Below are 12,096 nucleotides of genomic sequence, written 5' to 3' on the forward strand. Positions count from 1 at the left end.
TAGGATTAAAAATACAAAACTGACTGACTGATCAATCGGGAGGAGGGAATCCATGCAGCCACGGAAGGCGAAGCAGTCCGAGACCGACTCAAATGACCAACCTGCTGAGCATGCGGGAGAAGAAACAGACCGCAGAACACAGCTTCTTCACATTGCATTAAAGCGGTTCGCCGAGCAGGGTTACCACCAAACGAAGATTTCAGATATCGTGGTAGAGGCGGGAGTAGCCCAAGGCACGTTTTATTGGCATTTTAAAAGCAAAGAGGCACTGGCGCTGGAGATTATCGCCACCGGTCGTGAACAACTACTGTCAGCGATTGGACAGGGATATCGCCGTGATGCGGGAACGCTGGCTGATATGGTTAAGGCTTCGGAAGCGCTGTTTGTTCGATTATTTGATTTTGCATTGGAGAACCGCTATCTGATGGGTTTGCTACTGATCGGCAGCGGTGTCGATGAACCGGTGCGCCAGAGTATCCGAGAGACAAGGGCCGCGATGGAGCTGGCATTCCGGCGCAATATGGAAAGAGCGATCGAGCTGAACATGTTGCCTGCTGAATTGGATGTCGAATTAAGGGCGGCACTACTCATGAGCATGATCGAAGGTGTCATTACACGCTGGCTGTTCGGTTCAGAGGGAACACATGACCACATCACGCAGATAACTGCTAAAAGATTGGCAGAAGAAGCGGCTAATTTTGAATTTTACGGATTATTAGGTCAAAGCTAGAGGGTCAACATCGCATGAATGGGTAGTTGGCAACAAATATATATAGCCAAATCACATATATGAACTCAATCATTTACATCCAGACAGGAGAGAAGGATACATGAAAACACGTAAAAAAGGGTTCTTGGTAACTATACTTATGGCTCTGGCATTGTTCAGCCTTGTGCTGAGCGCTTGCGGTACTAAGCCAGAAGCTTCTAATACTAGCAATGGAGCGGGTAGCAGTAATGTGGCAGCGAGTAACCAGCTCGAAGCAATCAAGAAGGCTGGTGTAATTAAGGTAGGCATGATGGGTACCTATCCGCCGTACAATTTCTTGAACGATAACAAGGAATTGGACGGATTTGATGTGGATATCGCCAAAGAATTGGCGAAGCGGATTGGGGTGAAACCGGAGTTCACGGCACAAGAATTCTCGGGACTGGTTCCAAGTTTGCAAAAGAAAAAATTCGATGCCGTGATTAGTCAGGTGACGATTACAGAGGATCGTAAGAAGGCCATTGACTTCACAGAGCCTTATATCACAAACAATGTAAACATTATCGTAAACAGCAAAACAAATGATATTACCAAGCTCGAGGACTTTAAAGGTAAAACTATTGGTGTCGGCTTGGGAACGAATGATGAGTCTTATCTGCGGAATGAAGTGCTGCCGAAGGTAGGTGATTTTGAGATTAAAACATATGATGATGTCATTACTTCCTTAAAGGATCTAAACTCTGGTCGTATTGACGCAACCATTAACAATCTGTATGCTCTCAAGCCCATTATCGATAAAAACGGGTTCCAGATTAAAGCGGTAGGCGAGCCGATTAAATCGGATCAAGCGGGTGTAGCCATTAACCAGAAAACTCCTGAGCTCAAAGAAGCCTTGAACAAGGCTTTGAAGGAAATGAAGGAAGACGGCACTTACAAAACAATTTTCAAAAAATGGTTTGGCGAGGAGCCAAAAGAATAACGTAAGCCTGTTAGAGGCGTCTGGCTCCAGTCTTGGCTTTTAGCTGACATGGGGCCACTCGTCTGAAAGAAGGGAATATAACCGATGCTTGAATTAATGTGGGAGAACGTCCCTTTTTTATTAAAGGGTGCTTATTATACGCTATATATTACGATTGTCTCTATGTTTTTTGGCCTAATCATTGGTTTGATTGTTGCGGTGGCCCGGTTGAAGGGGAATCGTCCCGTTCGATGGCTGGCGCGCATGTATGTATCGATCATCCGGGGGACACCGGTTTTGGTGCAGATTGCGGTCATTTATTATGGACTGGATGATTATGGAATATCATTCGGATCGCTGACGGCTGCTTGTTTAGCACTTAGTATTAATACAGGGGCGTACTTGTCGGAGACGTTCCGTGGAGCTATTTTAGCCGTACCCCAGGGACAGACTGAGGCAGCTTATGCGACGGGAATGTCGCCCGGTCAAACGATGTGGCGTATTATTCTTCCTCAGGCGGTACGCATTGCAATTGCACCGATGGGGAATACATTTGTGGGTATGCTTAAAGAAACATCGCTGGTGTCGGTGATCGGGGTCAGTGAATTGATGCGACAGGCACAGCTTTTACAAGCACAGTATTTGCGCTATATGCCGTTTCTGCTCGAAATTGGCCTGATGTACTGGATTATGAGCATTGGATTCTCCGCTATACTGGAGCGGGTGGAAAAGCGTCTGGCTCGAGCTTATTAAGGTGGAGATGATAGATGATGATAACAACAAACGGATTAAGTAAACGATTCGGACAGGTAGAGGTTCTGAAAAGCATTGATTTTCAGGTTGCCGCTCGTGAAATCGTCGTATTACTCGGCCCGAGCGGTTCAGGTAAAAGTACCTTGCTGCGGTGCCTGAACGGTCTGGAAGAGCTGTCTTCCGGCAAGTTTGAGGTGAATGGGATTGAGGTCGATGCTACAGCTCCCGTTCGTGTCCGCCAAGCAGCCATTCGTGATATTCGCAAACAGACGGGGATGGTGTTCCAGCAATTCAATCTGTATCCGCACAAAACCGCGATCGGCAATGTCATTGAAGGACTGCTGACCGTAAAAAAAATGCCGCGCGACAAGGCTATGTCCATCGGACAACGGTTGTTGGAGCGGGTGGGGTTATCGGACAAGCAGGATGTACATCCTTCACGTCTGTCCGGTGGACAGCAGCAACGGGTAGCCATTGCGCGTGCGCTGGCGATGGACCCGGCGATTATGCTGTTCGACGAGCCGACATCGGCGCTTGATCCCGAGCTGGTAGGGGAAGTGCTGGGTGTTATGCGAGAATTGGCTCAAGACGGGATGACGATGGTCGTGGTTACCCATGAGATGAAATTTGCTCGTGAGGTGGCGGACAAGGTCGTATTTATGGCAGATGGTATCATTTTGGAGGAGGCAGCGCCACAGGCGTTTTTTGATACTCCCCAGCATGAGAGAACACAGAAATTTTTACGTCAAATCAGTGAATTTTAAAATAAGATCGAGGATGAATCATAGATTATTAAAATGGAAAGAAGGCCTTTGAACATGAAAGTATCTACAACTTGGCACGGTAAACGCGCGTTTACTTCGGAGGGACCATCCGGTTATTCGGTAGGGATGGATGCTACGGCGGCTTATGGCGGTGATGGTAAAGGAATGACACCCATGGAACTGCTGTTGGCAGGTCTGGCAGGATGTATGGGTATTGATATCACAATGATTTTGGATCGTTTCTTGTCGGACATTGCTCGTATTGATATTGACGCAGAAGGTACGCGCAAGGAAGAAACGCCGACAGGCTTTACAGCGATTGATCTGACATTCCACGTAGATGGAGATATTCCGGATTACCGCGTATGGAAAGCAATTCAGATGGGTAAGGAAAAATATTGTGCCGTATCCGATTCCTTAAAAGCGGAAATTCGAATGCACCTCATTTTGAATGGAACCGAAGTACCCTATCCAGCATAAGTGTTGAAGAATAGTGAAAGAGAGTCAGCCTGTGTTATGTACAGGAGGCTCTCTTTTTTGTGTTATTTGAAAATATGACACGTAATGAAACTTTTTGTACTGTATTTTCGTTTAAAATAGAAATTGAAATATAAAAATGGGAAAATAAACCTATGTATGAAATGCATACAGGGGGAGGTTATAGTGAAACGAAAGTGCCTTATCATAATAGCAACTATTGTGGCTACAGTGCTCATCGTTATGGGTGTGACAACAGGATTACTATCTTTCATGCAGAATCAAGTGGCTAATCCTCCAAATACTGTCCGACCCACAACTGCGATTGTAGCCGAGGTTCAGGGTGAAACGAAGGAACAGGATGCTGCTCGGTGTTTACTTCATTTTGTGGAGGAGAATGCAGAAAAGGTTTCGATTACGATTCTGAGAGATGGAAAAAAGCTGGCAGGCCAAGAAGAGAACCGGATGATGCCTTTGGCGAGCACCGTCAAAACGATCATTGCGATTGAATATGCCAAGCAAGCGGCGGTGGGTCAGATTAACCCGGATAAGAGAGTGAAGCTGATTTCGCTGGAAAGGTTTTATTTGCCGGGTTTGGATGGTGGTGCTCATGCGGCGTGGCTACAGGATATGGAAGCTAAAGGGCGGATACAGAATGAAACTGTATCTGTACGCGAGGTTGCCAAGGGGATGATTCAATTCAGTTCCAACGCCAATGCGGAGTATTTAATGGACAGACTGGGGTTGGAAGCGATCAATCGGACGAGAGCCAACTTGGGTTTGCGAAATCATGATCCCATTTATCCTTTTGTATCCTCTATTCTGATTCCTTACGAACGTATGAAGGAGAGCCAAGGTGAGAATTGGAATAATACAAAGAATAATATTTCTGCCAAAGAAGCCATCCAGGCGATGTCTGACACGGAGTTTCGCCGATATGCCCGTGTGATTCATAACAAGCTGCGTCGTGATGTGAGTGGTTCTTACAAGAGAAACGCAGATATTAAGACCTGGTATGACCAGGATTATGACCGTATCAATACGGATCGTTTTATAGCTTCAACGACAGCCGATTATGCCTTTTTAATGAGTAAGCTGAACCGCCGTCAAGGGTTCACAAAAGTTGAGCAAAAGTTATTGTCCGAGGTCATGGAGAAACCTCTTATGGTTCTTCCTGAAAACCAGCAATTTCTGAAACATACTGGGCAAAAAGGTGGCTCCACAGCTTACGTTTTGACACTGGCAATGTATGCGACAGATAAGGAAGGGCATTTGACAGAGCTAGCTGTCTTTTTTAACGATTTGGATCCTAACACAAATGCCAGCTTGCCTGAAATGATAAATGATTTTAAAAAGAGATTACTACATGATAAATCGTTTACAAAAGAAATTAATCAGCGTATCGGTGTACAGGTGAGAAGGTAACGCAGCTAAACGCTACGGTATAATGCAGCGTTTAACTGCGATGCGCAACTCCTTATCCTCATCCTATCCGCTGCCTTTCTGTTTGCGTTCCCGCAGTAATAGATACAAAAAATATGGCGCGCCAATGACGGCTGTCACGATGCCAGCGGGAATTTCGAGCGGCGGCTTCAGACCCCGTCCGAGCGCGTCCGAGAGGACGAGAATCAGCGCGCCGATCATCGCCGAGCCGGGCAATAGATAGCGGTGGCGATTGCCAAATAACCGTCGTGCCAGATGCGGTGCCAGCAGTCCGATAAATCCGATGGAGCCGATGGCAGCGACACAGGAGGCAGCCAAGGCGACTGACACGGCTAGCAGTCCTGTACGCACACGCTTCACGCTAAGTCCCAGCCCAGCAGAGCTTTCCTCATCTAGGCTCATAATATCCAGCTTGCGCTGTAGTGCATAGGCGAGAGGTAGTAACACGATTAACCACGGCAGTAGCCCATACACTTCGTCCCAGCCTTTGCCCCACAGACTTCCAGCTAGCCAAGTGAGCGTGTCGCTGGCTTCGAGTGGATACTTGACCAGTATATAGTCGGTCGCAGCCTGAAAAATAGCGCCCACCGCCAGTCCGGTCAAGGCTAGCATGTTGGGACGCATGCCTCCCTTCATCGAAAGCTGTACGAGCAACAGTGCTGCTAGCCCGGCACCGACAAAGGCGGCTACAGGCAACAGCGCCACTGGGGATGAGGGGAGCAGTACGATGACGAGAACCGCCGCAAAGCCGGCCCCCTTGGATACACCTACCACATCTGGTGAGGCTAGCGGGTTGCGGATCATGCCTTGCAGCAGAACACCGGCTACTGCCAGCCCAGCTCCGGCCATGATGGCCAGCAGGCCGCGCGGCAGCCGATAATGGTGAACGATGAACCAGGAAGAGGCATTCCGGTCAGTCAGAGCCGCGATCAGCTCAGAGGGCGTAATGTAGGTGCTGCCCACGCCTATAGCTATAAAAGCAACACTCAGCATGAGCGCGAGTAAAATCCACAGTTTTTTCATCGAGAAGCCCTCCCGTTCTTATGCGCTAGATATAAAAAGAAGGGCGCACCCACCAGCGCGGTTACAATGCCAACGGGCGATTCATAAGGAAATGCAATAAATCGTCCAAGCACGTCTGCATAGGTCAGCAGAAGACCTCCGCAGATTGCAGACAGGGGGATGATCCGTCTGTAGTTGTCGCCTGTAAACATCTTGATGATATTCGGTACCATCAGGCCCACAAAGCCGATGGACCCGGCTACCGCTATGGCAGAGCCTGCCAGCATAATCACTGAGGCCGAGGCCAGTAGGCGGACAAGACGTACGTTTTGTCCCAATCCCTGTGCGACCTCCGTCCCGAGGCTCAGCACAGATAGCGAAGGGGCTAGCGCCAGTGCAAGAATCATACCCACGGCAAACCATGGTAGCACCAGACGCGTGTCGGCCCATGTGGACCCGTCGATGGCTCCGGCGAGCCAATACAGCACATCAGATATTTGCTCGTTGAACACGAGCAGTCCCTGGGTGATGGAGGCCAGCAGTAGATGCACGGCCATCCCGGCTAGCGCCAGCTTGACCGGCGTCATGCCCGCCGTTCCGGCCAGCGCATATACGAAGGAGCCGCCTGCGATGGCCCCGGCGAAAGCAAAATAAATGCTGCCGGACGATCCGATATTCGGCAGCAGCACGACGGACAGCACGACAGCCAGCGAAGCGCCTGAGCTGACCCCGAATACCTGCGGCGAAGCCAGCGGGTTGCGTGTGATGGCCTGCATCAGGGCTCCTGCCACGGCAAGCCCGGCCCCGACGATTAGGCCAATAACGGCACGCGGTAGGCGTACCGTCAAGACAATGAGCTGATCCTTGGACGGATGCTCGGTGAACAGCGCAGTCAGCATGGTGGGGATGTCCATCCTGACCGGGCCAATCGCCACGCTGAGTAGCAATCCAGCCAGCAACGCAGCGATAAGTGCAAAGAAGACCGGCTTATTCAGCCGGTCGCGTGAGGCTTGTCCGATCAATGGGAGCCGTCTCCTTTACTTTGCGCGGGATACAGAAGCGAAATGGCTTGCTCCAGTATTTTCTCGGCTGAGCCGAGTCCACGGTACCGGGTCCACAGTGCCCGGTTTACTTCGTAAACTTCCCCTTTTTTGACGGCCGTAATGTTTTGCCAAAGCGGGTTTTGCTTCCATTCCGCAATCAGCTTTTCGTCGGCTTCCACCAAAAAGATCACATCAGGATCCGCTTGCGAAATCTGTTCCAGTGTCAGCTTGACAGTAGGCTCGGTTGTATTTTGAAGGGCATTGTGGATACCCGCTTGCTCCAGCAGTTGTCCATCAAAGGATGAAGCGCCGTGAGCCGATAGTGAATCAGAACGGAATACCCCTAGCAATACGCTGCGTGGCTCACCAGCTTTGATGCCTTCTTTCAACTTTTCCATTGTAGCTTTATGCGTAGCGAGAATTTGCTCTCCTTTTTCCTTCTCACCCAACGCATCGGCGATGACACCGAAGGATGCCAGGTTTTGTTCATAGGAGGAATTGCGGCTCTTTAGAACAATGGTCGGAGCAATCTCACTTAGTTCTTTGTATATGCTTTTATGACGATTCAGATCGGCAATAATCAAATCCGGCTTCAAGGAGCTGATCGTCTCCAGGTTTGGCTGTTTGCGTGTGCCTACTGGTGTGAAGTCGATTTTCTTGCCCAGCAGCCCATCAATATCATCGTCATTTTCCTGAGCTATACCGACAGGAGTTACGCCCAGCTGGGTTGTGGCATCGACAAAAGAGAATTCCAGGGTTACGATTCTTTTGGGTGTACCTGTAACTTTGGTTTCTCCCATCTCATGTTTAATCATTCGAGTGTCGCCTGTTGCTTGAGGTGCTGCTGCGCTGTTATCTTGTGACTGGCTTCCACATCCCGCCATAATGACCGTCAGTAGTGCCAGGATCGCTGCAAGCAGCATGCCTGTGCGCAGTGGTTGTTTCGGTGTTGCCATATGTTATCCCCCGTTCCAGTATGATTATCAGAGGAACTGATAATCATTATCAATTAACCAACTGATGATCATTCTAGCAATCGGGAAGGAGGACGTAAATAATGTGGTCATTTAAACCGTTTTGATCGATTAAATGTATTAAATTCATTAAAATTACGAATAAGAGGAGGGGGAAGTACCGACATCAGAGATGGATGGTTTATGCATCTCCCCGCTGTCGGCGATAGATACGCTCTGGTCTGCCAACGGTTCCGTACACCTGATCGTGGTGCGCATCGCCACTTTCCACTAAGTACTCCAGATACCTTCTGGCTGTAGAACGGCTCATACCCAGCTCAATTCCCACTGTACCTGTAGTCACCTCACCCCGTCGATTCAGGAGATCTAGCACTTTGTCGCAAGTCACTTTATCGATGCCTTTGGCCCATAGTTCTCCAACTCCGTTCCCTGCCATCCGACCGGTGCCCACGCTTTGAAGCAAACTGTCAATTTCCGATTGCTCCACCGTGGATTGTTCTTCCTGCCATGTTGTGACTTGTCGCCGAAACCGGGCGTATTCCTTCAAGGTAGCACGCAATCTCTCAAATACAAGCGGCTTCACGATAAAATCAAACACACCTGCACGAACGGCTTGTACCACTGTTTCAGCTTCTTTGGCGGCAGTCAGCATAATAACATCTGTACCCGGATAGTGTTGCTTGATGAACGAAAGCAGGGTTAGACCATCCGTATCAGGAAAATAAACATCCAGCACGACTAGAGGAGGACGGAGCACGTCCAGTTGAAGTTTTGCCTCAAATTCGTTTGTCGCGATTGCACATACGGTGAACCCGTCCACCTTTTCAATAAATCGGCGGTTAATCTCCGCAATTCGTGGATCATCTTCAATAATAAGAACCTCAATGTCCGATAAAACCCGCTCATTCATGGGCATAATCTCCTTTTGCATCATTACTCGTATCAGTTCTATGTAAAGGAATATATACCTCAAAAATACTTCCACCACCAGGCCGTTCGTGTACTTCTATAGAGCCTTCCATTCGTTCAGTGTACTCCTGCACGAGAGCAAGGCCATATCCATGTCCTGCTTCTGCTTTGGTCGAAACTCCTCTGACAAACAGCTTTTCTTGGATATCGTCAGAAATTCCCGATCCGTTATCCGCAACTTCGACGATGATGGCTTCAGTCGTTTCTTCAAGCCGGAACCAGACCTGTCCGTCAGAGATGGAGGACATCGCAACAGCTTCCATGGCATTGTCCAGCAGGTTTCCGGCTATGGAAGCGAGAAAGGACCACTCCAACGTAGGAGACTGGGTTGAGAATGCTCCTTTAATATCAGAATGGAGTAAAATCCCTTTTTCTAGCGCCTGTTTCTTCTTGCCGATCAGTAGGCTGGCGATGATTGAATCGGGCAGGAGAGCAGTGGCAATCGGCCTGTGTACACGATATTCCTCTGATTCCTGGGTGATAAAGTCCACCGCTTCGTCATAACACTCCAACTGAATCAGGCCGGATATGAGATACAGCCGATTGGCGTATTCGTGTGTTTGTGATCGCAGTACTTCCGCGTAATCTTTGACCTCTGTCAACTGTTGTGTCATGTGGAGCAGTTCGGTCTTGTCACGCAGACTGGCAACCGTGCCCATGATGCGACCGGAGCGATCCTGGATCGGCACACGGCTGACGACTACAATTCGCTGCTGGACCTCAATTTCCTTATTCCATATGTACTGTCCCTGATCTGGCCCCATCGTTGAATGCTCTACTGTGTAATCGGCAACAAGCATATCAACCAGTACATCCGGAACACCAGTCAAGTGACGAAGGTCGCATCCGTAGATAGAGGTTTCCGGTGGGAGTCCGATCAAACGAGCTGCCTGTGGATTGGCAAGTGTGATTTGTCCGTTACTATTAACCGCGATAATCCCTTCGCCGATGGACTCAATAATGGCTTGCTTTTCCTGGTACAACCGTCCGATCTCCACTGGCTCCAGTCCATGCAGTGCGCGGCGTACCCGTTGCGCTATAATCAGGCTTCCCAATATGCCGATCATCAGAGCACCCACCATTAACCAGAGCCATGCATATGTGTATGTACGAATATTTTGCTGCACATCTGTCATTAAAAAACCTACAGAGACGAGCCCGATGGCCTTACCTTGCTGATCATAAACGGCTGTTTTGGCGCGTATTGACGGTCCGAGAGAGCCCGTCGATTCAGTGATCAAGGACTGCCCTTGCAGTACCTTATCATTCATGGGGTCTATCATAGGCGTGCCGATGCGCTCCGGGTTTACATGCCACTGCCGGATGAGATGACGGTCAGCAATAGTAATAAAATCAGCTCCGCTGCTGGCTTGGACGGGCTTTATGGCCTCGTTGATACGCGAACGCAATTGCGTCGTCTCGGTCCGCTCCAGAGCGTCTCTGACCTGCGCATCTACGGCGAGGGTATTGGCGACGGTTAGCGCCCTTTTTCCGATTTCATCATATAGAGCGGAGGTGATCATATATCGAAAGGATAATCCCAACAGCCCGGTAACTACCAGTACTAAAAGGGATATAAATACTATTAGTTTTGTCTGAAAACGCACATGCCTTCACCGCCGTTAAACAAAATATAGGAGGAACGAATCAGCCGATAATCTCCTCCATACGATCCATTTTACTGCATTACAGAAACGCCCGCACTTTTATTCTATCGAAAGAATGGTCTATAATAGAAATAGTTACATAATACGAGGAGGAACATAATATGATTATTATTCATGCCGATATGAAAGTTTTACCTGAGAAAAGAGAAACTTTTTTGCAAGAAACCCAAGGGCTGATCAGCGCATCCCAAGCTGAAGAAGGCAATGTACGTTACACGTTAATGCAGGATCTGAATGATCCCAACGCATTTACGATGGTTGAAGAGTGGAAAGATGCTGCTGCTGTAGATTTCCATAATAATTCTGCCCATTTCCAGGCATTTGTTGCCGCCGCTAAAGAATTGTTGGCTGCTCCGCTTCAAGTGAATGCTTTTCAGGATGCAACTAAACTGTAACCATCCCGTTGGATAATTCATAATCAGGAACAGGAGGAATAGACATGGGGAACATTGCAGATACAACTGTACTGAATAACGGAGTTCAGATGCCTTGGCTTGGTTTTGGTACCTACAAGGCGGAAGGTAATGAGGTCTACGAAGCGGTCAAAACAGCTATTGAGGTCGGTTACCGTCACATTGATACAGCGGCGATCTACGGCAACGAGGAACTGGTTGGACAAGCCATTCGTGATAGTGGAGCGGCTAGAGAAAATCTGTTTGTAACCACCAAGCTATGGAATCAGGATCAGGGCTACGATTCAACACTGCGTGCCTTTGAGGAAAGTCGTAAGCGGCTGGGTCTGGATATCATTGATCTGTATCTCATTCATTGGCCTGGTAAGGATAAGTACAAGGAAACCTGGAAAGCATTTGAACGCTTGTATGAAGAAGGAAGCGTACGCGCTATCGGCGTTAGTAACTTCCAAGTTCACCATCTCGAAGACCTCCTCCAAGATAGCAACATGGTTCCTGTCATCAATCAAGTGGAGCTTCACCCACGTCTGACACAACAAGAGCTGCATCAATACTGCCGGGAGCACCAGATTCAGCTAGAATCGTGGAGCCCGCTGATGAAGGGGAAATTAACCGAGCAAGCGGACATCGTTGAGATTGCTGCCAAATACGGTAAAACCTCTTCGCAGGTCATTTTGCGTTGGCATCTGGATCGGGGGATTGTGACGATTCCCAAATCTGTAACCGCGCATCGTATTCGCGAAAATGCTGATTTATTCGATTTTGAATTGACAGCTGAGGATATTGAACGAATCAATGGTCTTCATCTTGATGAGCGTGTAGGCACCCATCCCGATAAACTGTTGTTTTAAATAAATATTCACTTGTAAAAAGAACCTCCCATTCTGCGTTTATCGCGGTTTGGGAGGTTCCTTTTTTAGGTTC

The 12,096-nt window shown here is 48.6% G+C and carries 13 protein-coding genes; 8 read left to right on the forward strand and 5 right to left on the reverse strand.

The genetic code is table 11. The annotated features are described in order from the left end of the window. Positions 1-52: 52 nt before the first annotated feature. From MKY35_RS04065 to MKY35_RS04090, 6 genes are all read left to right on the forward strand, one after another. Positions 53-730, forward strand: coding sequence for a TetR family transcriptional regulator (locus MKY35_RS04065; RefSeq protein ID WP_342445662.1), 678 nt, complete (start codon positions 53-55; stop codon positions 728-730). Positions 731-830: 100 nt separating this feature from the next. Further along, positions 831-1,688 carry a transporter substrate-binding domain-containing protein gene (locus MKY35_RS04070; protein ID WP_341063419.1) on the forward strand — a complete coding sequence of 286 codons (858 nt, stop codon included), beginning with the start codon at positions 831-833 and terminating at the stop codon, positions 1,686-1,688. Between the two features lie 84 nt (positions 1,689-1,772). Continuing rightward, positions 1,773-2,420, forward strand: coding sequence for an amino acid ABC transporter permease (locus MKY35_RS04075; RefSeq protein ID WP_235307280.1), 648 nt, complete (start codon positions 1,773-1,775; stop codon positions 2,418-2,420). Between the two features lie 14 nt (positions 2,421-2,434). Then, positions 2,435-3,184 carry an amino acid ABC transporter ATP-binding protein gene (locus tag MKY35_RS04080; RefSeq protein ID WP_342445663.1) on the forward strand — a complete coding sequence of 250 codons (750 nt, stop codon included), beginning with the start codon at positions 2,435-2,437 and terminating at the stop codon, positions 3,182-3,184. 54 nt (positions 3,185-3,238) lie between these two features. Then, positions 3,239-3,664 (forward strand): OsmC family protein, encoded by a 426-nt coding sequence (locus tag MKY35_RS04085; protein ID WP_039272373.1) that lies wholly within the window; start codon positions 3,239-3,241, stop codon positions 3,662-3,664. A gap of 183 nt (positions 3,665-3,847) precedes the next feature. Further along, on the forward strand, positions 3,848-5,086 hold the full coding sequence (locus MKY35_RS04090) for a serine hydrolase (RefSeq protein WP_342445664.1): 1,239 nt from the start codon (positions 3,848-3,850) through the stop codon (positions 5,084-5,086). Between the two features lie 63 nt (positions 5,087-5,149). On the opposite strand, the gene MKY35_RS04095 is transcribed toward MKY35_RS04090, so the two are convergent. From MKY35_RS04095 to MKY35_RS04115, 5 genes are all read right to left on the reverse strand, one after another. Further along, the gene (locus tag MKY35_RS04095; protein ID WP_039272375.1) at positions 5,150-6,127 is read right to left on the reverse strand and encodes an iron chelate uptake ABC transporter family permease subunit; all 978 of its coding nucleotides are present in this window, start codon (positions 6,125-6,127) and stop codon (positions 5,150-5,152) included. Continuing rightward, a complete protein-coding gene (locus tag MKY35_RS04100) occupies positions 6,124-7,128 on the reverse strand; it encodes an iron ABC transporter permease (protein ID WP_322252443.1) in 1,005 nt (334 codons plus the stop codon). The genes MKY35_RS04095 and MKY35_RS04100 overlap by 4 nt, the downstream gene beginning before the upstream one ends. After that, entirely contained in the window at positions 7,125-8,105 is a 981-nt protein-coding gene (locus MKY35_RS04105; protein WP_342445665.1) for a helical backbone metal receptor, read from the reverse strand. The genes MKY35_RS04100 and MKY35_RS04105 overlap by 4 nt, the downstream gene beginning before the upstream one ends. A gap of 199 nt (positions 8,106-8,304) precedes the next feature. After that, positions 8,305-9,033 (reverse strand): response regulator, encoded by a 729-nt coding sequence (locus MKY35_RS04110; protein WP_322252445.1) that lies wholly within the window; start codon positions 9,031-9,033, stop codon positions 8,305-8,307. Further along, complete coding sequence (locus tag MKY35_RS04115; RefSeq protein ID WP_342445666.1) at positions 9,026-10,699, reverse strand: sensor histidine kinase; 1,674 nt, start codon at positions 10,697-10,699, stop codon at positions 9,026-9,028. Before MKY35_RS04115 ends, MKY35_RS04110 begins: the two co-directional genes overlap by 8 nt. Before the next feature lie 161 nt (positions 10,700-10,860). Between MKY35_RS04115 and MKY35_RS04120 the strand changes: the two genes are divergently transcribed. Then, entirely contained in the window at positions 10,861-11,154 is a 294-nt protein-coding gene (locus tag MKY35_RS04120; RefSeq protein WP_342445667.1) for a putative quinol monooxygenase, read from the forward strand. 44 nt (positions 11,155-11,198) lie between these two features. Next, the gene (locus tag MKY35_RS04125; RefSeq protein WP_342445668.1) at positions 11,199-12,023 is read left to right on the forward strand and encodes an aldo/keto reductase; all 825 of its coding nucleotides are present in this window, start codon (positions 11,199-11,201) and stop codon (positions 12,021-12,023) included. The last annotated feature ends 73 nt before the right edge of the window (positions 12,024-12,096 follow it).

The sequence above is a fragment of the Paenibacillus sp. FSL L8-0638 genome (genome assembly GCF_038593075.1).
Taxonomy (GTDB): Bacteria; Bacillota; Bacilli; order Paenibacillales; family Paenibacillaceae; genus Paenibacillus; species Paenibacillus polymyxa_D.

Coding starts and splice junctions, on each gene's coding strand:
- MKY35_RS04065 (WP_342445662.1), top strand. CDS start 53: ATGCAGCCACGGAAGGCGAAGCAGTCCGAGACCGACTCAAATGACCAA.
- MKY35_RS04070 (WP_341063419.1), top strand. CDS start 831: ATGAAAACACGTAAAAAAGGGTTCTTGGTAACTATACTTATGGCTCTG.
- MKY35_RS04075 (WP_235307280.1), top strand. CDS start 1,773: ATGCTTGAATTAATGTGGGAGAACGTCCCTTTTTTATTAAAGGGTGCT.
- MKY35_RS04080 (WP_342445663.1), top strand. CDS start 2,435: ATGATGATAACAACAAACGGATTAAGTAAACGATTCGGACAGGTAGAG.
- MKY35_RS04085 (WP_039272373.1), top strand. CDS start 3,239: ATGAAAGTATCTACAACTTGGCACGGTAAACGCGCGTTTACTTCGGAG.
- MKY35_RS04095 (WP_039272375.1), bottom strand. CDS start 6,127: ATGAAAAAACTGTGGATTTTACTCGCGCTCATGCTGAGTGTTGCTTTT.
- MKY35_RS04105 (WP_342445665.1), bottom strand. CDS start 8,105: ATGGCAACACCGAAACAACCACTGCGCACAGGCATGCTGCTTGCAGCG.
- MKY35_RS04110 (WP_322252445.1), bottom strand. CDS start 9,033: ATGAATGAGCGGGTTTTATCGGACATTGAGGTTCTTATTATTGAAGAT.
- MKY35_RS04120 (WP_342445667.1), top strand. CDS start 10,861: ATGATTATTATTCATGCCGATATGAAAGTTTTACCTGAGAAAAGAGAA.
- MKY35_RS04125 (WP_342445668.1), top strand. CDS start 11,199: ATGGGGAACATTGCAGATACAACTGTACTGAATAACGGAGTTCAGATG.